General features: G+C 47.1%; 18 protein-coding genes. 12 read left to right on the top strand and 6 right to left on the bottom strand.

What is annotated here, in order from left to right; translation table 11 throughout:
- Positions 1 to 242: 242 nt before the first annotated feature.
- From ACYRYG_RS05975 to ACYRYG_RS05965, 3 genes are all read right to left on the bottom strand, one after another.
- On the bottom strand, positions 243 to 1,256 hold the full coding sequence (locus tag ACYRYG_RS05975; RefSeq protein WP_293416520.1) for a LacI family DNA-binding transcriptional regulator: 1,014 nt from the start codon (positions 1,254 to 1,256) through the stop codon (positions 243 to 245).
- 329 nt (positions 1,257 to 1,585) lie between these two features.
- Positions 1,586 to 2,224: a response regulator transcription factor gene (locus ACYRYG_RS05970; protein WP_293416574.1), complete on the bottom strand. Its 639-nt coding sequence runs from the start codon at positions 2,222 to 2,224 to the stop codon at positions 1,586 to 1,588.
- A gap of 425 nt (positions 2,225 to 2,649) precedes the next feature.
- A complete protein-coding gene (locus tag ACYRYG_RS05965) occupies positions 2,650 to 5,199 on the bottom strand; it encodes a DUF5686 and carboxypeptidase-like regulatory domain-containing protein (protein ID WP_293417908.1) in 2,550 nt (849 codons plus the stop codon).
- 169 nt (positions 5,200 to 5,368) lie between these two features.
- On the opposite strand from ACYRYG_RS05965, the gene ACYRYG_RS05960 reads away from it, so the two are divergent.
- From ACYRYG_RS05960 to ACYRYG_RS05945, 4 genes are all read left to right on the top strand, one after another.
- Positions 5,369 to 5,932, top strand: a complete 564-nt coding sequence (locus ACYRYG_RS05960) for a phosphatidylglycerophosphatase A family protein (RefSeq protein WP_293417905.1) — start codon at positions 5,369 to 5,371, stop codon at positions 5,930 to 5,932.
- Complete coding sequence (locus ACYRYG_RS05955; RefSeq protein WP_293422069.1) at positions 5,920 to 6,501, top strand: GtrA family protein; 582 nt, start codon at positions 5,920 to 5,922, stop codon at positions 6,499 to 6,501. Before ACYRYG_RS05960 ends, ACYRYG_RS05955 begins: the two co-directional genes overlap by 13 nt.
- A gap of 22 nt (positions 6,502 to 6,523) precedes the next feature.
- A complete protein-coding gene (locus ACYRYG_RS05950; RefSeq protein ID WP_293417899.1) occupies positions 6,524 to 7,324 on the top strand; it encodes a CDP-alcohol phosphatidyltransferase family protein in 801 nt (266 codons plus the stop codon).
- A gap of 83 nt (positions 7,325 to 7,407) precedes the next feature.
- Entirely contained in the window at positions 7,408 to 8,286 is an 879-nt protein-coding gene (locus ACYRYG_RS05945; RefSeq protein ID WP_293417896.1) for a phosphatase PAP2 family protein, read from the top strand.
- A gap of 43 nt (positions 8,287 to 8,329) precedes the next feature.
- Here ACYRYG_RS05945 and ACYRYG_RS05940 read toward each other — a convergent pair whose 3' ends face one another.
- From ACYRYG_RS05940 to ACYRYG_RS05930, 3 genes are all read right to left on the bottom strand, one after another.
- Positions 8,330 to 9,181 (bottom strand): GIN domain-containing protein, encoded by an 852-nt coding sequence (locus tag ACYRYG_RS05940; RefSeq protein WP_293425487.1) that lies wholly within the window; start codon positions 9,179 to 9,181, stop codon positions 8,330 to 8,332.
- A 45-nt stretch (positions 9,182 to 9,226) separates the two neighbouring features.
- On the bottom strand, positions 9,227 to 9,982 hold the full coding sequence (locus ACYRYG_RS05935) for a GIN domain-containing protein (protein ID WP_293422063.1): 756 nt from the start codon (positions 9,980 to 9,982) through the stop codon (positions 9,227 to 9,229).
- Positions 9,983 to 10,111: 129 nt separating this feature from the next.
- On the bottom strand, positions 10,112 to 11,422 hold the full coding sequence (locus tag ACYRYG_RS05930) for an inositol-3-phosphate synthase (RefSeq protein ID WP_293417887.1): 1,311 nt from the start codon (positions 11,420 to 11,422) through the stop codon (positions 10,112 to 10,114).
- A gap of 543 nt (positions 11,423 to 11,965) precedes the next feature.
- Here ACYRYG_RS05930 and ACYRYG_RS05925 point away from each other — a divergent pair.
- The 8 genes from ACYRYG_RS05925 to ACYRYG_RS05890 all read left to right on the top strand — a co-directional run bounded on the left by ACYRYG_RS05925 (position 11,966) and on the right by ACYRYG_RS05890 (position 24,829).
- Positions 11,966 to 16,264 carry an acyl-CoA dehydratase activase-related protein gene (locus tag ACYRYG_RS05925; RefSeq protein WP_460197841.1) on the top strand — a complete coding sequence of 1,433 codons (4,299 nt, stop codon included), beginning with the start codon at positions 11,966 to 11,968 and terminating at the stop codon, positions 16,262 to 16,264.
- Positions 16,265 to 16,360: 96 nt separating this feature from the next.
- Positions 16,361 to 17,317 (top strand): serine O-acetyltransferase, encoded by a 957-nt coding sequence (locus tag ACYRYG_RS05920; RefSeq protein ID WP_293417881.1) that lies wholly within the window; start codon positions 16,361 to 16,363, stop codon positions 17,315 to 17,317.
- The gene (locus ACYRYG_RS05915; RefSeq protein WP_460197826.1) at positions 17,301 to 18,923 is read left to right on the top strand and encodes a THUMP domain-containing class I SAM-dependent RNA methyltransferase; all 1,623 of its coding nucleotides are present in this window, start codon (positions 17,301 to 17,303) and stop codon (positions 18,921 to 18,923) included. The genes ACYRYG_RS05920 and ACYRYG_RS05915 overlap by 17 nt, the downstream gene beginning before the upstream one ends.
- Positions 18,913 to 21,141: a S9 family peptidase gene (locus tag ACYRYG_RS05910; RefSeq protein WP_293427740.1), complete on the top strand. Its 2,229-nt coding sequence runs from the start codon at positions 18,913 to 18,915 to the stop codon at positions 21,139 to 21,141. The genes ACYRYG_RS05915 and ACYRYG_RS05910 overlap by 11 nt, the downstream gene beginning before the upstream one ends.
- Before the next feature lie 57 nt (positions 21,142 to 21,198).
- Positions 21,199 to 22,467: a phosphoribosylamine--glycine ligase gene (purD, locus tag ACYRYG_RS05905; protein ID WP_460197825.1), complete on the top strand. Its 1,269-nt coding sequence runs from the start codon at positions 21,199 to 21,201 to the stop codon at positions 22,465 to 22,467.
- A 59-nt stretch (positions 22,468 to 22,526) separates the two neighbouring features.
- The gene (locus ACYRYG_RS05900) at positions 22,527 to 23,471 is read left to right on the top strand and encodes a hypothetical protein (RefSeq protein ID WP_293417872.1); all 945 of its coding nucleotides are present in this window, start codon (positions 22,527 to 22,529) and stop codon (positions 23,469 to 23,471) included.
- Positions 23,447 to 23,911: a YqaA family protein gene (locus tag ACYRYG_RS05895; RefSeq protein ID WP_460197824.1), complete on the top strand. Its 465-nt coding sequence runs from the start codon at positions 23,447 to 23,449 to the stop codon at positions 23,909 to 23,911. Before ACYRYG_RS05900 ends, ACYRYG_RS05895 begins: the two co-directional genes overlap by 25 nt.
- Positions 23,912 to 23,989: 78 nt before the next feature.
- Positions 23,990 to 24,829: a metal ABC transporter solute-binding protein, Zn/Mn family gene (locus ACYRYG_RS05890; protein ID WP_293429168.1), complete on the top strand. Its 840-nt coding sequence runs from the start codon at positions 23,990 to 23,992 to the stop codon at positions 24,827 to 24,829.
- Positions 24,830 to 24,836 lie beyond the last annotated feature (7 nt).

The raw sequence follows: 24,836 nt of genomic DNA, 5'->3' as shown, positions 1-24,836 counted from the left end.
TTATGTTTTCCAGGTTCTCTGACAAGAATAAAACTTCTATTCCCCCTTCGTCTTGAAATCTCTCACATAAGCCAACGGTTCGAAAGTCGTTCCTTCAGCTCTCCTGATTCTGCTGTTTCTTCTATGATAAGGCATTCAAGGCAAATAAGACCACTTTCACCACAGCCTGTGATAAAAATATTCCTGCATACGGCATAATTTATCAGCCATCAAAATGCCCCCTCATACAACAAGGGGGTTCTTTATCTTTTCTCAGAACTTTCACGGATTTTCAGGATCATCGGAACGACGATCTGATGCACCCTTGAATCTCCTGCAATATTCTCAAGAAGAAGTTGGCAAGCCCTGCATCCCGTTTCATGCGCCTGATCCATAATCGCCGAAAGTTTGGGGGTCACGAACGCCGCCTCATCCCCTTCGGTAAAACCGATAATGGCCACATCCTCGGGAATACGCAAGCCACAACTCTTTATCGCATCGAAAGCTCCGTAAGTGATAATATCATTGAATGCAAGGATTGCATCAGGCCGATGGTCACTTTTCAGGAGATCAATGGTATGCTGGCGCGCAATGTCAAAATCTATCCTATCACAAACGACCAGCGTCCGGTCTATAGGGATTCTGTTTTCTCTCAGTGCCTGCAGATAACCATGCTTGCGGCGCTTGACCATATTCAGAGTATTCGGCCCGCCGATGAAAGCAATTCTCCTGGAACCTGTATCAATAAGATGCTGGGTAGCATCCTGGGCAGCGACATCCCCGTTGCCGATCACATTAGAGAATTTATCTTCCAGGCAGGTGCGCGCGAAGAATACCAACGGCTCGCCCATCCTGTAAAGTTGCTCATAATGGCTATAATCTACAGTATCCTGGGCCAGGCACGCAATGATACCTTCCACATGCATATCGAGGAAATTGTCAATCGCCTGATCTTCCCGCAAATGGTTTTCATGAGAATTAGCAGAAATGACCGAATAGCCCTTCTTCGAGGCATAATCTTCGATGCCATCAAGAACGGCTGCGAAATAATGAGTCACAAGATTGGGCACAATGACTCCGATGACCTTCGGTGCTTCCTTGCGGAGGCTCTGGGCAAATGGATTCGGACGATAATTCATCTGTTTTGCCAGGGCCTTCACCTTCGCTGTCATTTCCACCCCTACTTCATGACTATCTCTTAATGCCCTTGAAACCGTAGCAATGCTTACACCAAGCTTATCAGCCAGATCCTTTAAAGATGTACGATGCTGCTTCATTCGTCAAGATTCAATCTCGTTAAGTTTCATTAGTCCTTTTCAGACAATATGCCTTATCGTTTTTCACGACCAACTTATTTTTCACAAAGATAGCAAAAGTACGGAGAAAACGCTAACGTTTACGTAACTTTTTAATGGTTTATGGATACATTAATCGACAAAATAGATTATATTTGCAAAAAAGATATGTGAAAGTGTAATGAATAGTTGATAATAAGTTAGTTAGAAACAAGAAGCTTAAAACTGTCGGGAGACACTTTTAAGCTTTCATTTTTTCGGGCCTATCGTTGCCTAAAAGAAGAAAGAGTGATTTTCTCCCCGCCCTGCCTCTAAATATAATATTCAGCAGAGTCCACCAGTCCGGCACGAAGGGCATACCTTGTAGCCTCATGAATATTATTCACCCCCAGTTTACGAAAGATATTCTTCCGGTGAGTATTGATCGTATGAAAACTGGAGAAGCGCTTGGCAGCAATCTCTTTCGTGGTCATCCCCAGGGCAATATCTTTCAGGATTTCAGTCTCCGTCTTGGTGAGTTTTACCGTTTCCTCCTCACACGACTCCGGTTTGAGCAGCATCTCCGTCATGGACTGGCAAATATAGCGATGGTTCTGAATGGCAAAATCGATAGCCTCCCGGATTTCGGACAAAGGCGAATCTTTCAGGAGAATACTGAAGTCATTATTACCGGCCAGGACACGGCGGACAAAATCCAGGCTGAGATTTTCAGAGAAAAGCAGCCACCGTGTTTGCGGAAAACGGGCATTAAGGATCAGGAGTTCTTCTACATCATTAATATCAAAAAGGGTATAATCAAGAATCACCACCGCATTCTGCTGAACCTTCAGTGCTTCCAAAAGTTCATCCTTATCTTCCGTATATTTATATTCAGCATCCGCTATGCCATCTATAATATAGATCAGTCCTGCACGGGTGATATCCTGTTTATCAGCGAGATAAATCTCCATTAGCATTACTATTTGTCGCAAATATAGCACATATTATTGAAAAATGGAAGCATCTTGTAGCAAAAAGCAAGAACAAGACCTGTTTTAAGAATAATCCGGTCCTATTCTTCATATAAATACACTTAATAGCCAATCCATCGGCCGGGCAACACCCCTTCATCCCTCCTTATACCTGACATCGGGATCACGGAATAGTCAATCTCAAACCGACAGCCAAATTTAGTCATAATCAATATGCACCATTTCGGGGGACCGTAATGCACCATTTCGGTATACCATTACCATTTCGTTACCCCAAAACACACCATTTCGCTTACCATTGACTATCGTCGGAGTCATGCACACACCCTCAGGATCACGAGTGACCATAACACCTGTATGAAGACGTCAAATTCCCCCCAACAACTTGCATTCCTGTAAAAGCCTCAGAAGGTAGCATCAAAACTGAAGCGGACCCCCCACTTATGAATATTTTCGTCATTCAAATAAGTCAGCCTCCGTACAAATTCCACCGTGAAGAAATTGAGAATATTCCTCACGCCAAAAGAGGCCTCCCAATAAGGCTGATGGGTCATGACATGAGCATTGGTCGGGAACTGATAAATATCCGGATCCGTCTGATTCTGCTCCAGGAAAGGATTATTCTTTTCAGTAAGATGGCCGATCATCCCCTTAATGGCAAAATATTCACGCCAGTGGAGTCTTCTGACCAAAGGGATACGATTCAATATCTTACCATTCATATCCCAGGCAGCCGACCAGAAAAGCTGGCGGTCATTGATGAATTCCCAGTCACGCATCATGCTGAAAGTATTTTCGAGCATAAAGTAACTCATATTATAAGGAGGCATGACGAGCATCGGGAACGGAACCTTCTTCCACTGAGCCTTAGCCGTCAGATGCGTGTCTACACATCCCCAGCTGCCCAACCAAAAACGCTTATAGATTCCCGCCTCTGTCATGGAGCTGCTAAACTGTCCTCCCAAGAAATGCCTCAAGCCCAAAGACTGTGAGATATAAAAGTCAGGAGAATCAAGATTGACCGGGAACCTCTGCTGCTTGGTATTTACGAAAGTTACCCCAGGATTATAATGAAGAGTCAGATCTACATCCGACATACGGATCTTCCGGGCTTCCGCATCAGTCCCCAAAGCAACTGACTGAGGAGACTTCGGCATATAATAATAATGCAGATTACCGGCCGTCGTATTACTTTCCGTCTGGAGCCCTCCACTCACACTGAACCCCCAGTCGGTTTCGTAGATTCCACTCAATCGTTGCCGGTTATAAGCGAACATCTGATCTTCAGTAGAAGAGCGAATGGTCATAAAGACATTATCCTTATTATGGATCAGATTGCGGTCTGCATCCGACATCACGTCAGAAGTAGTTTCAAACTCTATGTTCCTCTGCGGGAACTCAAAAGAAGAATGCTGCTTTTTATTAAAGGCATACGACAGTTTGGCACCATAATACCATTTGTTACTCTTCATGCCATAAGCACCGTATCCATCAAAGAAAAGATGAGGATTAAAAGCTGCCGTCGATCTTCCTGCCAGACGCATGCGGAGACCGTCTACATAGTTGCTGGAAAGATAAGTATTAAGTGGTCCGAGATCAAATTTGCTCGGTGTATTCCTGGACCCCGTCTCCATATAATTTTCAGCAAACACCTTAACGGCCGTAATCACATATTTCCACCCGTGGGAATTAGTCATCCGGTTAATGAATGAATTCATTGATGATTCACTCTTTGTAAGGCCGACTGCCCGGTATTGATTCCAGAAATTCTCATCACGGTTCATCTCGTTGATATCATGCTTCACGAGAGCCCTGCCCTTAAAAAGTTGACTGGGCAGATCCTCAAAGGAATAGTTGCTCAGTCTCGTGTTCCGGACGACAAGAGCTTTCGACAAGAAATTTGCGAAACGCATTTCAGCAATCATATCATCCTTAGTCAGGACCCAGTCACCATTACTCAGGCGGGTATACTCCTGTTCAATTTTCATATCATCCACCCAGTCAATATCTGAATTATGAGGTATGAAAAGGTTACATTTCTTCACATGGAGCGTGCTGTCATCCAGCACCCATATCTCTCCCCTGAAACCAAGATCCTGAGAGTTGGCCGGAATAAATTGCAGATGGATACACTTGTCACGGTCCACATAGACCGTATCCTCTATATAGAAATGATAGAAAGAGATGGCCGTATTGCCGATGGGGGAAGGGAAAGGGAACTGCAGGATCCGGACATGGTCATCATAAATATCCACATCGGTGAAAAAATCCTTCAGCATCTTGTTCAGGCTCGCTCCCGTTTGTAAGAGTTTACCTATTCCAGAGCTCTGATGTCCCATAATAATATCCTTTTCCTTCAAAGGATTTTTACGATAGATATGCTGGCTGACCGTTTCATCAACAGACAAAGGCAACACCAGTTTGTGATTATAAGGCGACACCTCCACCTGATCACGCATATATTTGCGATGGCTGAAGAATTTATTTTTGAGTTGTTCAGGTTTGAGATCATTGATTGCCAGTGTGATCTTCTGGTATTTATCATACTGATAAAAGTCATGATTACGCAAATCAGTACGTTTCTTCGCAGCGATTACCCGGCGCATGAGTTCTACGGCGGGGTTATCCTTACGGTGATAATGGCCGCGCTTTGATTTCACGACCACCTCGCCCAGACTGCGGCTGTCCTCCTTCAAGGTTACCGAAAGGGGGGTGGCATCATCGGTAATTTTTACTATTTTAGACTTATATCCCAGACAGGATAAGGTAAGGTTCCAGCCCACATGCCGTTCAATGTCAAATTTACCGTCAGCATCACTGGACACAGCGATATGATGTCCCTTATAGGACACACTGGCAAAAGGAATAGCATCACCGTTACTATCCAGTATTCTTCCCGTGACCTGCTGATCCTGAGCTTGAACCTGAATAACAAAAGCTAGCAACAAAAACATGATGCATGCTGGTTTCTTTATAACGCGCTCTAATACCTTGATAATAATCACTCCGCTAACAATTTCAGAGCCCAAAGGTACAGATTATTTGATAAATAAATAAAACTTTTTCCGTTATTTACGTTTTTTTATTAATTTTGCAAGTCAGAAAAGAAAAAGTATCCTGTTAATGGGACAAGTAGAACAAGAAAAGAACAACGGCAGGAATTTACGCCCTCTGAAGAGTGCGCCAGTATTGCCAAAAATAATCGGGACAGGATTTGGTTCCGGTTATTTTCCGTTATGTCCAGGGACGGCAGGAGCAGTCCTGGCATTGCTGATATGGATTCTTCTGGGAGAAGCGATCCCACTTCCGTCACGGGAGTCCTTCCCCGTCGCCCTGGAGTCCTTTACGATAGCCCTTATCCTGATCTTCACGGTTGCAGGAATATGGGCCACGGCAAAATTGATGCCTTTCTGGGGGGACGATCCCAAGCGTGTAGTCGTCGACGAGATGGTGGGGCAATGGACAGCGTTGCTGGCCGCCCCTGCCTTCGAATATGAGAACCGGATAGCGATGGCACTGGCCGCCCTTATTCTTTTCCGCTTCTTCGACATCGTTAAACCCCTTGGAATAAGAACCCTGGACAGGAAGAGAGGAGCGTTCTGGGTCATGGCAGATGATCTGCTTGCCGGGGTCTATTCCTTGGTCATCTTAATCATAGTAGGCAATATTCCCGGATGGGTCATTTGAATCGAATCAAACACGAAATATGGCTGATCAGCAAGGCGGAGATGAGCGCCACCATTGCAAGCATCGTTGACTTTGGCTTGTCCATCGGACTTACCGAAGCAAAATTTTTACCTTATATATGGGCAAACCTCATCGGGGTCGTCAGTGGCGGTATCACCAATTGTATCATCAATTACCGCTTTGTCTTCAAGAACACGAAGCGGAATAAGCGAAGTGTCGCCCTCCGTTATTTCATGATATGGAGCATCAGTCTTGTCTTGAATGGTGGCGGAACAGACCTCGTCACCTATCTGATAGGAGAAAACTATTTCATCATGATCAAGTGTATTATCTCGTTGTTTGTAGCTCTTTTATGGAACTATCCCGGGCAAAGGAGATTCGTGTTTTCCTACAGAAATGCCCAAACAGCCGGAAGTGACTCCCCCTCCGGGAAAGAGGCCGATCAGGACAGCCGGCAGCCGGATACCATCCGGGAAGAGTCTGGAAACGATCAGAAAGGAAAGGCGCCTTGTCCTCCTGAGAGTTCGTCAGCTCCGGCTTCCCCGGATAAGACAGGCAAAAGATTATGATCAGAAATCTAAATCAAGCAATATGAAATACAGAGACTTTCTTCAAAAAATGATCTATAAGATCATTGATCCTCTGATTAAAGGTATGTACAAGTCCGGGATCACCCCGAATATGATCACCACAGTAGGATTTATCGGCAATCTGGCAGCTGCAGGTTTCTTCATTCACGCAGCTTACATCATGGGAGCAATTGACCTGGATGCAAACACAGTGAACAGAGGTCTGCATGAGATCGGCTGGGGCGGTGCCATCCTTCTCTTCTCAAGTCTTTTCGATCTGATGGACGGCAGACTTGCCAGGATAGGACATCTGTCGAGTTCTTTCGGCGCGATGTGGGATTCCACGTTAGACCGCTACAGTGAACTGATCACTCTCTTCGGCATCTGTCTGGTCTTCCTTCGCTTTAATCCCGATCCTTCGATATTTGAACTTAAATCCGCAGGCCCTGCACAGGGATTCTGGTGGGGAGTGATCACCTTCACCGCAATGGTAGGTTCAGTAATGGTCAGTTATGTACGTGCCCGCGCCGAAGGATTAGGCATCGAGTGCAAGGTAGGTCTCATGCAGCGCCCTGAGCGTGTAGTAGTTACCGCTGTCACAGCCATCCTTACCGGCTGCACGAAAAATCTCTGGTGGGTTGCCGGGGGCATGGCTCTTATCGCATTACTGGCCAACATCACTGCTTTCTGGAGGGTGGCTTACTGTTACAAGCCTTTAAAAGAAAAGGAATTGAAGGAAAAGGAAACTCACGAGAAAGAAGAAATGGAAGGAAGCAAACTCAAAGCCATAAAGTCCAAGAAGAGATCGCGTCAACAGGCTTGACACTAAGCCTACTGTCAATCCGCAATCATATAATGAATCATTAACATGAACGAAAAGTTCATTCAGGAAGGAGGAATATCAAGATGCTTTCTATCTATCTCATCATGGTCTACATCGTACTCATCATCTGGAAGAAGAGCCGGAAACTTGCGCTCTACTTCTTGCCATGGGTTATATTCGGAGTAAGTTATGACATGATGCGATTGTGTCCGAATTACAAAGTGAGCCCTATTGATGTAGGTAATCTTTACAAGATGGAAAAGTCTCTTTTTGGCATTCCTGCCAGTGGAATGGCAGAACTCCATAGGGCGGCAGAAGTATGCAAAGGCTCTGCACAAGCCATCTATGAAAGTGGCACACTTATTCCCGGAGAATATTTTGCGATCCACCATGTAGCCTGGTTTGATTTCCTTGCCGGATTATTCTATCTGTGCTGGGTACCGGTACCCTTGGGATTTGCATTCTATCTGTTTTTCAGGAAGCAATACAAATGGTGTCTGAAATTTTCCTGGTCATTCCTGCTGGTGAACGTGATCGGGTTCATCATCTACTATATCCATCCCGCCACTCCCCCATGGTATGTCATGAATTATGGATTTCATCTGAACCTCAATACCCCCGGTAATGCAGGAGGCTTAGCACGATGGGATGCCATGACCCATATTCCCCTGTTCCATCTGATCTACGGAGAGAATGCGAATGTATTTGCAGCAGTACCAAGTTTGCATGCTGCCTATTTGCTCATCACGACCTATTACGCTAAGCGCAGCCACAAACCGTGGTATACCGTCACCCTATTTGCCATTATCTGTTTAGGTATCTGGTTCACGGCCGTCTATGCAGGACATCATTATGTCCTTGACATCATTACAGGCGTTCTCACCGGCATCACAGGAATACTGATTGCAGAACTCGGCATTTACCGGATTCCGAAAATCAGGAGATTCCTGGAAAGCCGATAGGATCAGTCAGTCTGTCCTTTATCCACAACCGCGCCCGGCACTATTATTCCAGATGAATATGGCCAAGTCCGGAGCTATGCTGCCGGAGATGCTGATAAGTCCCCCTGACCGTTATGCCGCCGACCCCGGAGGCGGATATATCTACATTCCCGCCTTTCTTGAGGCACAGTAATATACTCCCTGCGCCAGACGTAGAAGCGGTGATGTCGGAAGCCTCTATCTGCCGCAATGCAGCACTGCCTGTCCCGTTGGTTTGTACAGACAGTCCTCTGGCAGAAAGCTCTTCCGCTGTCATGCTCCCCGTACCCGAGAGGTTTATGTCCGTATTCCCCGCAATATTCAACTTCCCGAAATGGGCATTACCAGTCCCACTACAATCGAGAGAAGAAGACCGGGCAGTCAAGTGATGAACCATCAGATTACCCGTTCCACTCAGACCAGATACGAAACGGGTACAGACAATATCTCCCAAGGAAATATTTCCCGTACCACTGAGGGCCACCTTGAAATCACCTGTCATGATCTTGTTTTTTGCAGAAAACTTTCCGATCCCTCTCATATCTACCTCGTTTAAGGCAGGGGACGCGACATAGACCGTTACGAGACGCCTTTGCTTATTGAACAGTCCGGAAAGATGATGATGTGGCCCGGAAAGGAGGAGAGAGCCGTCTGAGACATGAGCGCTGATCCTGTCCACGTCTTTTTTCGGTCCCTTTATTTTTATACAGCAAGTCCGGTCAGTTGTATAGACCACATCCATGGCCCCCTGAATATAGATGCGGTTAAATTCACGTGGGGACAGATCTTCCTTCATGCTGGAAAGGTTTTCCTGACTTGTCTCCTCCGCATTCTTGGTCCCTCTGCAGGAATAACACCCTAATAAAAGAGGGATCATTGCAATTAAAAAAACACCCTTGTTCATTTCAAAAAAGTAAAGATTTTAATGTTTGCCAACATAAATGTCGCCAGAGCCATTTTTCTGTTGGATAAGACGACCGAAAGAACCTTTAACCATAACATCCCCACTGCCTTCAGACCTGACATTCACCACATCCCCCTTTACGAAATGCAAGGTTACATCACCACTGCCCTCAGCAGAAACAGCAGTGTTGACAGCAGAGATTTTTCCGAGGGAAGTATCCCCGCTGCCCTCACATTCCACAGAAAGGCCAGAGGTAGTAAGCCGGTTCATTTTCAGATCGCCGCTCCCCGACAACCGAGCCAGGCAGCGGTCACAGATGACCTCCTCAAAGGAAGCATCCCCACTGCCATCCAGTCCGACATTCAAATTATCAGTATCCACCTTACCTCTTGCGAAGAAATCACCCGATCCCTGCAGACTCACTCCCAGAAGATCCGGAGAAGACACATAAGCGGTAAGGCCCCTGTCATAAGAGAAAAAATTTATGTTCAGATGCCGTTGCTCATGTTCCGAAAGGATCAGAGTGCCATCCTTTGAAACACTCGCATACGCCCCCTGGATAAGTTCTTTAGGGCCCACAATCCTGACAGACCATACACTGTCCTGGGTATAGACAACATCCATGGAACCTTCCTCCTGGATACGGTTAAACCCCGTAACAGCCAGTTTTTTGGAAACCTGCCGTGACCTGCCGGCATTCACCTGCACTCCATGACAAGAGCAAAGCGTTATGGCAAGAACTGTCAATGCCATCAAAATCACATTCTTTTTCATCTTCATCCTGTTTAATAGATTTTTCACTGATTTGACGTTTCAACAGGCACGAAAGTTGCAGAACAACGAAAAAAGGCCACCCAACAATCCTGTTTTGTAGCCTTTTGCTCTAAGATAGAAAGAAATCGATCAATCTATTTCTTCATCAGCCTCATAACCACCTATCTCACGAATCGTATTCTTCAGCATCACATACTGGTCAAACAGATTGTTCACAGCCTGTTCACCTTTGGAGAAATCATGCATAGGGCTCTTGAAGAAGAAACTCAGGAACCGCTGGATGCCATAGCGTCCATCACGGGCTGCCAGATCCATCAGCAGGGTGAGGTCAAGCAACAAAGGAGCAGCGAGAATGGAATCCCTGCACAAGAAATTGATCTTGATCTGCATCGGATACCCCATCCATCCGAAAATGTCAATATTATCCCAGCCCTCCTTATTGTCATTGCGAGGCGGATAATAGTTGATACGGACCTTGTGATAGATATGACCATAAAGGTCAGGTTGATCTTCCTTTTTCAAGATCGTCTCCAGCGTGGACAACTTACTTACCTCCTTGGTGCGGAAATTGGCAGGTTCATCCAGCACCAGTCCGTCACGGTTACCCAGAATATTTGTAGAGAACCATCCATTCAACCCCAGATTCCTGACCTTCAGGATCGGAGCAAAACCCGATTTCACCAGGGTCTGGCCTGTCTTGAAATCCTTCCCTGCAATAGGCATCTTCACCTTCTCAGCCAGTTCCCACATAGCCGGAATATCCACTGTTGTATTAGGAGCACCCATAATAAAGGGAGCACCTTCCGTAAGCGCAGCGTATGCATAGCACATGGAGGGAGCCACATGCTCACGGTCATCCGCCTTCATAGCCTTCTCCAGATCAGCCAGAGAGCCATGAACTTCCTTGTCATAAGGAACATAGATTTCGGTGGAAGCCGCCCAGATCACCACGACACGGGCACAACCGTTCTTCTCCTTGAAGGATCTGATGTCCTTTTTCAAAGCCTCAACCATTTCCCAGCGATTCTTGCAGTCTTTCACATTGTCCCCATCAATGCGCTTGGCATAATTCCGATCAAAGGCAGCCTTCATCGGAACGATTTTTTCCAATTCCTCACGTACCGGCTCAATATCCTTAGCCTTCAGCACTTCAGCATAAACTGCAGCCTGATAGGCATTCTGAGGATAGGTATCCCATGTCCCAAAGACAATATCATCAAGATGAGCCAACGGAACGATATCACCATAATGCAGATATTTCTTATCGGTGCCTTTACCGACACGAATCTTGTCGTACTGGGTCATGGAACCTATCGGTTTGGCAAGTCCTTTACGAACCATCAACACACCAGTCATAAAAGTTGTAGCCACTGCACCACAGCCTACAACCATAATACCCAACTTACCATCAGCAGATTTTAGATTAGTCAATTTCTTCATGCCTTTTGTTTTTTATTTATTAAGTTTATAACGTTAAAATATAGCAAATGTAAATCAAATAACTTAAACTAAAAAACTTTTTAAGTATTATTTATCTTTTTGCGAATTTATGACCAATTTGCATCTATTATCTGTTAATCAAACGTGCTCGATGATCCTATTCTTCCGGGAAATCATTCTCTTTCGGCACTCTATCCTCTTGTTTGCAAGGCAAGAATCTATCTCCGTCTGACAGACCGGCATCAATCATCCAGCCGACTCAAAATATCTATAAAAAGTCGATTGGAAATTTTGCAGATATGCCGAAATTGGTTAACTTTGCAGTCTACTAAAGGAGCACGCATTTCAATATGTCAACGCCCATTTCTGCAAAAAGCCTGAGCATATAATTTCTTATTAGGGTTGTTTTGTGAAAAGTGTAAAAAGAATAACACGAAAGCCGCGCAAGCAGTTGGATAAGGCTGTACTCACGGGAAAATTACCCGTATAGATATTGTCATATACATTACATGGCAAGAAATGATTCAAAAGGAAGATGAAGATATGAAAGAAGACTTCTACAGAATAGGCCTTGACGTAGGCTCAACGACCGCAAAGATAGCGGTTTTAGACCAGAACGACCAACTTGTTTATTCTCGTTATGAGCGGCACAATGCACACGTTACGGAACGAGTGCGGACTTATTTCGACGATCTTGAGGGCAAGATAGGTGATTCTCCTCTGTCCATCTGCGTGACCGGTTCTGTAGGCATGTCCACTGCCGATCAATTACAAGCTCCATTCGTCCAGGAAGTCGTAGCAGCCACCGTCTTTGCCAAAAGTCGCTATCCACAGGCAAAGGCGTTGATAGACATCGGCGGGGAAGATGCAAAGGTCGTGTTTTTCAATGGGAGGAACATGGAGTTGCGCATGAACGGCAACTGTGCCGGCGGCACCGGTGCCTTCCTGGACCAGATGTCAGTCCTGATGGGAACGGACAACCAGACGATGAGTGACCTGGCAATGAAAGCCACCCATATCTATCCGATGGCAGCCCGTTGCGGTGTTTTCGCCAAGACGGATATTCAGAACCTTATGAGCAGGGACCTGCCGAAAACAGACATCGCTGCCAGCATCTTCCACTCCGTAGCCGTACAAACGGTCGTCACGCTCTCCCACGGATGTACTTTCAATGCCCCGATCCTGCTCTGCGGAGGCCCTCTGTCCTTCTTGCCAGCATTGAGAAAAGCCTTCGCCGATTATCTGAAAATGGACTCCCAAAAAGACTTTATCATCACCCGGGACGCTAAACTCATCCCTGCCCTGGGCTGCGCTATCCGCTCAGGCAGGACTGTGGCTGATCAGGAGAAATACACTACCACGACATTAGCCCAACTGATCCATCGGATGGATACACGAGCCATGCCGAAATGGAAAAGTACCCTGAAGCCCCTTTTTAAAGACGAAAGAGAGCATCAGGACTGGATGAACTCCAAGAAACAGTATGCCATACCCGTAAAAGACCTCCAACCCGGAAAGCAACAAGTGGTCATCGGCATTGATTCAGGGTCAACGACAACAAAAGTTGTAGCCGTGAAGGTGCCCTCCTCCAATGATCTTGCACGGCGAAAGAATCCCGAAATCGTATTCACGGACTACCGTCCTAATGTCGGTGATCCCATCAAGGCCGCCGCCGAAGGGCTGCAGGCTCTGAAGGAAAAAGCTGAAGCTGCCGGCACTGACCTGGAGATTATGGGAAGCTGCTCCACCGGATATGGTGAGGAACTCATCAAAACCGCTTTTAACCTGGATAGCAGCATCATCGAAACCATGGCACATTATCGTGCTGCCGCACGGATGATGCCGGATGTTTCGTTCATCCTGGACATCGGCGGGCAAGACATGAAGGCCATCTTCGTGGAAAAAGGAGCCGTAGTCAGGATGGAGCTGAATGAATCCTGCTCTTCAGGGTGCGGAACCTTTATCCAGACCTTTGCCAGCAGCCTGGGCTATTCCGTACAAGATTTTGCACGGCTGGCCTGTACGGCAGATGCCCCCTGTGACCTGGGCACACGCTGCACCGTATTCATGAACTCGAAAGTCAAACAGGTGCTTCGCGAAGGAGCAACTATTGCAGACATCTCGGCAGGAATATCCTACTCCGTCATCAAGAACTGTCTCTATAAAGTTCTGAAACTCCACGATAATGAAAAACCGGAGGGAAGAATCGTGGTCCAGGGGGGAACGATGCGCAATGATGCTGTCGTCAGAGCCTTTGAACTGCTCACGGGAACGGATGTATGCCGCAGTAATATGCCCGAATTAATGGGGGCTTACGGCTGTGCACTCCACGCCCTCACCAACTTCCAGAAAAGGAGGAACACGAAGGGACATTCCATCGACGAACTGGTAGGTATGTCATCTTACCAGACCCGCCAGCTCCGCTGCCATGGGTGTGAAAACCAATGCTATGTGAGTATGTATACCTTCAAAGGAGGCAACAAGTTCTATAGCGGCAACAAATGTGAGCGGATATTCAACAATCACGGAAAAAGTGTCACCAAGGGAGAGAACATTTATGTCTATAAATACCATGCCCTCTTTGACCGTCCTCTTGAACCCATAGAGAAAACGAAAAAGGCACCCTCCCGGAAAATCGGTATCCCCCGTATCCTCAACATGTATGAAGAATATCCCTTCTGGAATGCCTTACTCAGGAATGCAGGATTCACCGTTGTCCTATCCTCTCCTTCCACTTTCTTCCACTATGAAAGTGCATTGAATACCGTAATGGCAGACAATATCTGCTTTCCCGCCAAACTCGTGCACTCTCATATTGCAGAACTGGAGGGAGACGAAACGATCGAGCGTATCCTTATGCCCTACGTTGTCTATGAACATAATGAAGACAAGAGGACCATCAATTCTTATAACTGTCCCATCGTTTCAGGATATTCTGATGTCATCCGATCCGCTATGGAGCCGAAAACTCCTATTGACTCCCCTGTCATCAATTTCTCTGACGAAAGGTTGCTGGAGAAACAGATTATTGATTATCTCAAGACACTGGGGGTTTCAAGAGCCAGAGCCAGAAAAGCTTTCGCAGCCGCAGTAAAGGCTGAAGAAGAGTACACGACAGCTCTGACCTTCAAAGCGAAGGACATCCTCAAGAGAAGCCAGCAGGCAGGACACCTGACCATCGTGCTGGCCGGACGCCCTTACCATGCAGACCCGCTCATCCAGCACAAACTCTCAGAGATGATCGCCTCCTTAGGTGCTGACGTCATCAGTGATGACATTGTCAGAGGCAATGAAAGCATCAACAGCGGGGAGACTTACCTGGTCAAGCAGTGGGCCTATATGAACCGCATCATCAAGAGCGGACAATGGACAGCAGAACAGGGCAACCATGTCCATTTCGTGCAGATGACCTCTTTTGGTTGTGGCCCGGATGCGTTCATACAGGATGAGATCCGTGATATTCTCAGAAGGCACGGGAAACCCTATACACTGCTGAAAATCGATGATGTCAGCAATATCGGCAGTCTGAAACTACGGGTAAGATCTCTCGTGGAAAGTCTCCGCTTTCACGTTGAGCACCACGATAACAAACCTTTCGTGACGACAAGGGTGTTCAAGAAACCTGATGTCCGCAGAAAAATACTTGCGCCCTATTTTACGGAATACCTCACGCCCATACTCCGTCCTGCGCTGAAACTGATGGGCTATGATGTGGAAGTGCTCCCGATGGCCGACCAGGAGAGTGCAGACTTAGGGCTGAAATATGCGAACAATGAAATCTGCTATCCCGCAACCCTAATCGTAGGGGATATAATCAAAGCCCTGAAAAGTGGCAAATACGACCTGAACAACACTGCCGTGGCAATGAGCCAGACGGGGGGACAGTGCCGTGCCACCAACTATGCAGGACTGATCAAGCGGGCTATGGTTGCCAATGGTTTCCAGAATGTTCCTCTGGTCACATTGGGAGTGACGGCACATGAAGATGGAGGAGAAGAAAATGAGCAGGAAGGATTTGGAATCCCATGGACGAAATATGCCAATCTTATTATCAACTCCCTTCTCTTTGGAGATGCCATTTCAGAAATGTATAACGCTACGATAGTCCGTGAAGACCAGCCGGGAGTAGCTATGCAACTAAGGAAGAAGTACATGGGAGCGGTCGGAAAGCATATCGAGGACAATGATCCCAAAGGCATCGTCAAACTCCTGAGCAAGGCTGCCCGGGACTTCGACCGGCATGCCGTGTGCAAAGAGACCCCTAAAGTAGGAATCGTAGGAGAGATCTTCTTGAAATTCAATCCGTTTTCCCACGAATTCATCGAGAAACATATTATATCCAAAGGTATTGAGGTGGTCCCGCCATTGCTGACCCCTTTCTTCCTCCAGGAATTTGTCAACGTAGAAGTCCGGAAGCATCTCCGTCTGACCTGCTCCCGGACGCCGGACTTTGTTGTGAACGGGATTTATCAGGCACTTATCGGCAAACATATCAAGGCCATCAACAAAGTGGCTTCCAGATTCCGCTATTTCCGTCCGTTCAGCAATATCTACAATGATGCCAGACAGGTAAAGGGTGTCGTATCCATGGCAGCACAGTTTGGCGAGGGCTGGCTCCTGCCCGCCGACATCATCAGCTATATCCGTGATGGAGTAAAGAATGTGATCAGTCTGCAGCCTTTCGGGTGCATTGCCAACCAGGTAGTCTCCAAAGGGATTGAGAAGAAACTGCACCGGCTCTATCCTGACCTCAACCTGGTCTCCCTGGATTTCGACTCAGGGGTCAGTACCGTCAATGTCATCAACAGGCTGTTGCTTTTCATAGATTCCATTGCCGTATGACCGATCGTCAGCGGCAAGTCATTACTTTTTGGAATTTACATTGGGGTTATCGTTTTTTTTCGTATCTTTGCAAGAAATTATTGATACACCATCCTAATGAGTAAAATCGATTGGACTCATAAATTGACTGATACAATAGAGGCCCTTTCCAGGCCAGAAGCCCTAAAAGGCCTTTTCCATCAGCAACGTGTTGGGAATCCGCTTCCTTCAAGCAGGGCTCTTGAAGAAATCATTCTGCTGTTACGTTCAATCCTCTTCCCAGGTTATTTCGGAAGATCCCATGTCAACTTCAGAACCATCAAGTATCAAATCGGCGTAGACGTGGAACGGCTGCGTCACCTGCTCTCCGACCAGATTATGGCCGGACTGTGCTTCATGCAGCCTGTTGAAGAGGACGATGCAAAATCTTTCAGGAATCTCTCCGAGAAGCATGACAAGGCAGAAGAGATCACCGTCCAACTGATCACCAAGTTGCCTGAAATACGTAAGACTCTGGCCACAGATGTCATCGCTGCCTATAATGGAGACCCCGCCGCAGCAAGTTATGAGGAAGTAATCTCCTGTTATCCGGTCATCAAGGCAGTGACCAACTATCGGGTAGCACATGAACTGGTACTCCTCAATGTACCCCTGATCCCCAGGATGATGACCGAGTTAGCTCATTCGGAAACAGGAATAGATATTCATCCGGGAGCAACGATCGGAAAATATTTCACCATTGACCACGGCACAGGTGTCGTCATCGGCGCCACATGCAAAATAGGCAATCATGTCAAACTCTATCAAGGTGTTACCTTAGGAGCCAAGAGTTTTCCTCTTGATACCAAGGGGAATCCGATCAAGGGCATCCCGCGACATCCTGTCATCGAGGATGATGTCATCATCTATGCCAATGCTACACTACTCGGCAGGATCACAATCGGAAAGGGCTGCGTGATCGGAGCGAATGTATGGGTAACCAAAGATATGGCTCCACACACGAAGAAATATCGAAAAGACAAAAAAGAAAATCTTAATTTAGACTTAGAATTTAATAATGGAACAGGAATTTGAACTCATCGCCAAGACATTTATGGGACTTGAACCCGTTTTGGCACAGGAGCTCACGGGGCTGGGTGCCCATAATGTACAACAAGGTAGACGGATGGTATCTTTCACGGGGGATCAGGAAATGATGTACCGCGCTAATTTCCAATTACATACCGCCATCCGCATTTTAAAACCCATCAAGCACTTTAAGGCACATTCCGCTGATGAAGTTTATGATGAAGTGAAGAAAATCAACTGGGGCCAGTATCTGGATAACCATAAGACCTTCGCCATAGACTCTGTGGTCTACTCCGACAATTTCCGCAATTCCCTTTTTGTCACCTACCGGGTCAAGGATGCCATTGCCGACTGGTTCAAAGAGAAGTCCGGAGCCCGGCCGAATATCAGTGTAAGCAACCCTGACATCCGGTTCAACATCCATATTTCAGACGAAGACGCCACCCTCTCCCTGGACTCAAGTGGAGAGAGCCTGCACCGCCGCGGTTACCGCCAGGAAAGCGTGCAGGCTCCTATCAATGAAGTACTGGCAGCAGGAATGATCCTTATGACCGGCTGGCATGGAGAATGTGATTTCATTGATCCGATGTGCGGCTCCGGCACTTTGCTTATTGAAGCTGACCTCATTGCCCACAATATGTCCCCGGGGATTTTCCGAAAGGGCTATGCGTTTGAGAAATGGCCAGATTATAATCAGGAACTTTTTGACAAGATCTATAATGATGATAGTCAGGAGCGAGACTTCACACATCATATCTATGGCTATGATATTGATATGAAAGCTGTAAATACGGCAAAGCTCAATATCCGCGCCGCTGGCCTGAGCAAAGACATCACCGTGGAACAGGCCAATTTCAAGGATTTCAAGAAACCTGCCGAAAAGAGCATTATCGTCATGAATCCTCCTTATGGCGAACGTATCTCCACCCCTGACCTGCTCGGAACCTATAAGATGATCGGAGAAAGACTCAAGCATGCTTTCCAGGGCAATGATGCCTGGATCGTCAGCTACAGGGAAGAGTGCTTTGAGCAGATCGGGCTGAAACCTTCCATCAAAATTCCTTTGTACAATGGCAATCTGGAATGTGAATTCCGTAAATACAGCATTTTTGACGGAACGATGAAGGATTTCCGTTCTGAAGGGGGAATCGTGAAGACGGATGAGGAAAAGGAAGAAATGTCTGAAAGGCACTTCAAGAAACATCGTGACTTCAAGAAAGGCCTGGACGAAGGACAGGAAGAGAATGAAGACGGGGATATCCGTTCCTTCCACTTCCATTCCATCCTGGAAGAGAAAAGACGCGAAAGGGAAGAATACAAGAGTTCCCAGGATCATGGCGACCATAAATTCGACCGGGGGCACGGACATGATGACCACAGATTCGGCGGAGACCATGAGGACAGAAGAAATTCCGGGGAGAATCGCGGCAGCCAGAGGGGATTTTCCGGAGATCACGGACAGAAAGACAGACGGTTCGGTGATTACCGTTACCGGGACCGCAAAGATAATTTCCGGCATGGGCGTGAAGAGCGTGATGGCGGAGGAAGAAGACGATATGGTGACAGGTTTGGTAAGCCTCATAACTTCAAGGGGAATGATGATGAAGAATAAATTCTTGCTGATCGCTATATTCATGATGGCTTTGACCGTATCCGCACAAACAAGGCAGTCCTCACTGAAAGAGTTGACACTGGAAGATCTCAATTACGGTGGGACGAATTACTCCAAGATGATCCCTGAGAACCGGTGGACAACATGGTGGGGAGACCAACTTATCCGTCAGGAATTAGAGGCTTGCTACATCATCAACAAGGCTACGGGTAAAGAGCATGTCCTCTTTACTTTGAAAAAGTTGAATCAGTGGATCGGAGCGACCGATTCCTGCAAAGTCCATTCCCTCTATTATGTGACCTTCCCCTATGCTAAAAAAAACCTTGCATTAGTACAAACATCAGCAGAAAGACTGCTGGTCAACTTCAAGACGGGGAAGGTGACGTGGCGCCAATGCCGTAAAGGAGAGACCCATGAGGAATGGTGCCCAACTTCCAAGGCGGTAGCTTTTGTCAAAGACAACCAACTCTATGTGACGGATGCCCAGGGGGAAACCCGGCAGTTGACCACGGATGGTTCCCGCAACATCGTCTACGGGCAGAGCGTCCATCGTGATGAATTCGGCATCAGCAAGGGCACTTTCTGGAGTCCTGACGGCCAGCAACTGGCGTTCTACCGCATGGATCAGAGCATGGTCACCGACTACCCCCTGGTCACTATCCCGGAGGTTGACTGGACACCGGCCAAGGGCCAAAGCCGGATGGCTACTCCTGATCCCATCAAATATCCGATGGCCGGAGAGACTTCACACAAAGTAACTGTCGGAGTCTATGACCTGAAAAGTGGAAAGATCATCTACCTGAAAGCAGGTGACCCCACCAACCGCTACTTCACGAATATCGCATGGAGTCCTGATGGCAGTATCATCTATATGTTCGAGTTGAACCGCGATCAGAATGATTGCCGGCTCGTCAGCTACAACGCCCAGAATGGTGACAAAATAGCAGAACTTTACAGGGAGACTGACCGCAAATACGTGGAACCTTTACACCCTATCCTGTTCTTGCCATGGAATCCACAAGAGTTCCTGATGCAAAGCAGAAAGGATGGCTATAACCATTTCTACCTGTTCAATACCCAGGGCAAGCAACTCAAACAGGTTACTTCCGGAAAATGGGAAGTATTGAATTTTCTTGGCTTCAACACGAAGCACCATTCCATAATCATTGAGTCAAATGAATACAGCCCGATCCAGAAGAACATTTTTATAGTCGACCTGGATAATGGTAAGCGCGCCTTAATGGATGATAACGGAGAAGGATGGCACGATGGTTCTGCCAGTACCAGCGGAAGATACATCTTCGACAACTATTCCATGCCGGCTACTCCACGGAAAATTGCGATTGTAGATACGGAGAACGGACACCGTACTCACTATTTTACGGCTGCAAACCCCTGGAAGGGATACACCGTCCCCACCTATGAGTGTGGGACCATCAAGGCCGCTGACGGAGTCACCGATCTCTATTACCGTATGGTAAAACCTATTCATTTCGACCCTAAGAAGAAATACCCCACCATCGTTTACGTCTACGGAGGGCCTCATGCCCATCTTGTAGACGCCCGCTGGCATTACTGCTCAAGAGGATGGGAGACCTATATGGCCGAACACGGATACTTGCTTTTTATCCTTGACAACAGAGGCAGCGAGAACCGCGGGAAAGCTTTCGAGCAGGTCACCTTCCGCCACCTTGGACAGGAAGAGATGAAAGACCAGATGAAGGGAGTAGCTTTCCTGAAATCCCTCCCATACGTAGATGCTGATAAAATAGGAGTCCATGGGTGGAGTTTTGGAGGATTCATGACCATCTCCCTGATGACCAACTATCCCGATGTGTTCAAAGTGGGAGTCGCCGGGGGCCCGGTAATCGACTGGAAATTCTATGAAGTCATGTACGGTGAACGATATATGGATACCCCGCAGACCAACCCTGAAGGTTACAAGCAGACCAGCCTTTTGTATAAAGCCAAAGATCTGAAAGGAAAACTGGAAATTATCATGGGAACCAATGACCCGGTGGTATTACCCCAGAATGAACTTTCATTCCTGAAAGCCTGCATTGCGGCAGGAACCCAGCCGGACTTCTTCGTTTACCCGGGGGAACCTCATAACATGAGAGGACACCAGAGCACACATCTCCATGAAAGGATCAGCCAGTACTTCTTTGACTACCTCCCGTCGGATCCGGAATACAGCCGGAAGCCTGATGCTAAATGAGTAAAGCCAATAAAGGATAAGAAACAAGAATAGTCAACATTAAAAGACATAAGAGTAATGAAAATACTATTGTTAGGTGGTGGTGGCCGGGAACACGCATTAGCCTGGAAGATCGCACAGAGTAAAAAAACTGAAAAGCTCTATATTGCACCCGGCAATGCAGGTACGACAACAGTAGGAGAAAATGTCAACCTGGATGAAAATAACTTTAATGGAATCAAGGATTTTGCCATTGCAAAGAATATTGACATGGTCGTGGTAGGACCGGAAGGTCCTCTGGTCAAGGGCATCGCTGATTCCTTCAAGAATGATGCCAGGACCCGTGACATCATGCTCATCGGACCATCGTCAAGAGGAGCACAGCTCGAAGGTTCGAAAAACTTCGCAAAGGAGTTCATGGTGCGCCATCATATCCCTACGGCACGGTATCAGACCTTCGATGGCGCTCATCTCCAGGAAGGTCTCCATTTTCTTGAGACCATACAGCCCCCATACGTTCTGAAAGCTGACGGACTGGCAGCAGGAAAGGGTGTCCTCATCGTTGACAACCTGGAAGAGGCCCAAAAGGATCTCAGGGAAATGCTCAATGGACTGTTCGGGAATGCCAGTGCTTCCGTACTTATTGAAGAATTCCTCAGCGGTATTGAATGCTCAGTATTTATCCTGACTGACGGCGAGCACTACCAGATCCTCCCGGAAGCAAAGGATTATAAGCGTATAGGTGAACACGATACGGGCCTGAACACAGGTGGTATGGGAAGTATTTCTCCTGTGCCCTTCGCTGACAAGAGTTGGATGAAGAAGGTTGAAGACCGCATTATCCGCCCGACTGTCGAAGGTCTGAAGGAAGAAAATATTGACTATAAAGGCTTCATCTTCTTCGGTTTGATCAACGTAAAAGGGGAACCCATGGTCATAGAATACAACTGCCGCATGGGGGATCCGGAAACCCAGAGCGTCATGCTCCGGCTGAAAACGGATCTGGTTGACCTGTTTGAAGGTGTAGCCAAGGGGAAACTGGACAAGTACCAAACGGAATTCGATCCGCGTACTGCTGCCTGCGTCATGCTCGTCAGTGGCGGCTACCCCCGGAAATACGTTAAAGGTTATCCGATCACAGGCCTTGACCAGGTCAGGGACAGCATTGTCTTCCATAGTGGGACAACTCTCAAGGATGGTCAGGTAATCACTTCAGGCGGACGGGTACTCTCTGTAGTCAGTCTGGGGAAGGATAAAGAAGAAGCATTGCGCAAGACTTATACAGAAGTTGAAAAGATTCATTGGAAAGATCAGTATTTCCGCAAGGATATTGGCCAGGATCTATAAACCATTTTCCAGCCACCCCTCTCATAGACTGGATCATGGGTAAAATTCTTTAACAGACTATGTACAGAAGGAAGAGATTACAAAACAGAATAGCAGAAAGCCGCTACACCTTACCGGTCACAGCTCTTTACAGTATAGTGATATGGCTGGCGGGAGGACTAATCAACCGTAGGTTATGGCTTCCCTTTGCCTTGATGGTAGTCAACACCTATTTGATGGTAGAGCTGAACAACAGGAATGCCCTGATGCGCATCTACAGCAGAATGGTGTCCTGTTCTTTCCTGATCCTTACCGTAATGACCAGTTTCTTATTTGACCAGACTACGGCATGGGTCATCGGCATCTGTTCTACCCTCACCTACCTGTTGCTGTTTAATGCTTATCAGGACAAGGGAGCGACCAGATGGGCCTTCTATGCTTTCCTGGTCATTGGGATTGCCTCCCTTTTCTTCATTCAGATCCTCTATTACGTACCTATCCTCTGGATATTGTTCGGCAGTAAGATCATGGGACTCAGCTGGCGGACCTTCTGGGCTTCCCTGCTCGGCCTGGTCCTCCCCTATTGGTTCTATGGCGGTTACTCTATTTATACCAATTCCTTCAAGGGGATTGCCGGACATTTCGCTGAACTGGGGAATTTCCAAGGATTATTGCAAATAGAAAACCTCTCCAGTTATCAGATCTTCACCTTCATCTTCATAGCTCTTCTTGGCATCACCGGCATTGTCCACTTCGCCAGGAGCACCTACAAGGACAAGATCCGCACAAGAATGCTGTATGAGATATTCAGCACCATGGCTATCCTGACGATGGTATTTGTTCTGCTCCAGCCCCGTCTGTACAACCAACTGCTGCCCATTCTCATCGTGAACACAGCTCCGTTGATTGCCCACTTTATCGCCTTGAGCCATACGAAAGCATCCAACATCAGTTTCTGTGTGCTCTCCGTCATTGCCCTGGCGCTCACCGTTTATAATCTATGGGGTCCTTCACTGACATTCTGAACAACTGGGGCTACTGGGGTATGCTTGTGGGAGCCTTCCTGGCCGGGAGTTTTATCCCTTTCAGCAGCGAGACACTGCTGGTGGCGCTCATTGCAGCAGGACTGAGACCGTGGGAACTTCTCATTTACGCATCTGTAGGCAACGTAGGCGGGTCCATGCTCAACTATGGCATCGGCAGGCTGGGGAAAATAGAGTGGACCATAAAATACTTGCATGTCAGGAAAAAGGACCTGGATAAAGCTCAGAAGTTCATGTCCGGTCATGGTGCATGGATTGGTTTCTTCGCCTTTCTTCCCATCATCGGCTCAGCAATTACGATCCTTCTGGGATACATGCGGTCTAACCTGTTGATCTCCGTGACAAGCATCACCATCGGTAAAGTCCTGCGCTATGTACTTGTAATCTATGGGGTTGCCATCGTTTTTCCATTCTCCGGTTAACAGACATCAGAAATACAGTTGGCCTGACCGGAGGATTACAGAGATCATCATCAACAATATATTTTCTTCGGTAAATTTATGAAAAGAACATTATTTGTTTTAGGTTTATGCCTGCTCGGGTTCACGTCCTGCAGCAGCCCGGAGAACAGCAGAAGGCAGACGATCATGGTAACCATAGAACCACTGCGCTACTTCACTGAACAAATTGCCGGAAAGAATTTCAATGTGGAGACGATGGTCCGGCCGGGCAACAGTCCGGAAGATTATGAGCCGACTCCGCGGCAGATGGTTGAACTTTCACATACCTTATTGTATATCAAGGTGGGAAACATCGGCTTTGAAAGAACATGGATGAGCCGTCTCCTGAAGAATGCGCCACACCTGAAAGTCATCAACTCTTCGAAGGGAATAGCTCAGGCTTATTCAGCCCCAGGAGTACCTGATCCACACACCTGGATGAGTTGTAAGAATGCCCGGATCATTTCAATAAATATCTGTCATGCCCTGGTGAAAGTAGCCCCACAGGACAGTATGACTTTCAAGAATAATCTGAATAAAATGTTGAAAGTGATCCATCAGACAGACCATGAGGTAAAAGCCATCTTACATCAGGACACAGGCAGGAAGTCCAGAGCTTTCGTCATCTACCATCCCATCCTCACCTATTTTGCACGTGACTATCATCTCATCCAACTCCCCATGGAACAGGAAGGTCGCGAGCCAAGTGCCAGAGAAATGCAGCAACTGGTACAGAAGGCGCAAAGACTTCATGTGAAAACCATTTTCATCCAACGGCAATTCAGCCCGCGTAATGCAATGACCATTGCATTTGCTGCCAAAGCACAGCCGAAAGACATAGATCCCCTAAATTATGAATGGAAGAAAGAAATGCTGCTCGTAGCCTGCTCTCTGCAATAGCCGGCCA

This window comes from Segatella asaccharophila, assembly GCF_054687055.1.
Note: the sequence above shows the minus strand (reverse complement) of the source record. Positions and strands in the feature narration are given on the sequence as shown.

Excerpts from the sequence above, each read along its gene's own strand:
- ACYRYG_RS05975 (WP_293416520.1), bottom strand. The coding sequence starts at position 1,256 with ATGAAGCAGCATCGTACATCTTTAAAGGATCTGGCTGATAAGCTTGGT.
- ACYRYG_RS05970 (WP_293416574.1), bottom strand. The coding sequence starts at position 2,224 with ATGGAGATTTATCTCGCTGATAAACAGGATATCACCCGTGCAGGACTG.
- ACYRYG_RS05965 (WP_293417908.1), bottom strand. The coding sequence starts at position 5,199 with ATGTTTTTGTTGCTAGCTTTTGTTATTCAGGTTCAAGCTCAGGATCAG.
- ACYRYG_RS05960 (WP_293417905.1), top strand. The coding sequence starts at position 5,369 with ATGGGACAAGTAGAACAAGAAAAGAACAACGGCAGGAATTTACGCCCT.
- ACYRYG_RS05955 (WP_293422069.1), top strand. The coding sequence starts at position 5,920 with ATGGGTCATTTGAATCGAATCAAACACGAAATATGGCTGATCAGCAAG.
- ACYRYG_RS05950 (WP_293417899.1), top strand. The coding sequence starts at position 6,524 with ATGAAATACAGAGACTTTCTTCAAAAAATGATCTATAAGATCATTGAT.
- ACYRYG_RS05945 (WP_293417896.1), top strand. The coding sequence starts at position 7,408 with ATGCTTTCTATCTATCTCATCATGGTCTACATCGTACTCATCATCTGG.
- ACYRYG_RS05940 (WP_293425487.1), bottom strand. The coding sequence starts at position 9,181 with ATGATCCCTCTTTTATTAGGGTGTTATTCCTGCAGAGGGACCAAGAAT.
- ACYRYG_RS05935 (WP_293422063.1), bottom strand. The coding sequence starts at position 9,982 with ATGAAAAAGAATGTGATTTTGATGGCATTGACAGTTCTTGCCATAACG.
- ACYRYG_RS05930 (WP_293417887.1), bottom strand. The coding sequence starts at position 11,422 with ATGAAGAAATTGACTAATCTAAAATCTGCTGATGGTAAGTTGGGTATT.
- ACYRYG_RS05925 (WP_460197841.1), top strand. The coding sequence starts at position 11,966 with ATGAAAGAAGACTTCTACAGAATAGGCCTTGACGTAGGCTCAACGACC.
- ACYRYG_RS05920 (WP_293417881.1), top strand. The coding sequence starts at position 16,361 with ATGAGTAAAATCGATTGGACTCATAAATTGACTGATACAATAGAGGCC.
- ACYRYG_RS05915 (WP_460197826.1), top strand. The coding sequence starts at position 17,301 with ATGGAACAGGAATTTGAACTCATCGCCAAGACATTTATGGGACTTGAA.
- ACYRYG_RS05910 (WP_293427740.1), top strand. The coding sequence starts at position 18,913 with ATGAAGAATAAATTCTTGCTGATCGCTATATTCATGATGGCTTTGACC.
- purD (WP_460197825.1), top strand. The coding sequence starts at position 21,199 with ATGAAAATACTATTGTTAGGTGGTGGTGGCCGGGAACACGCATTAGCC.
- ACYRYG_RS05900 (WP_293417872.1), top strand. The coding sequence starts at position 22,527 with ATGTACAGAAGGAAGAGATTACAAAACAGAATAGCAGAAAGCCGCTAC.
- ACYRYG_RS05895 (WP_460197824.1), top strand. The coding sequence starts at position 23,447 with ATGGGGTCCTTCACTGACATTCTGAACAACTGGGGCTACTGGGGTATG.
- ACYRYG_RS05890 (WP_293429168.1), top strand. The coding sequence starts at position 23,990 with ATGAAAAGAACATTATTTGTTTTAGGTTTATGCCTGCTCGGGTTCACG.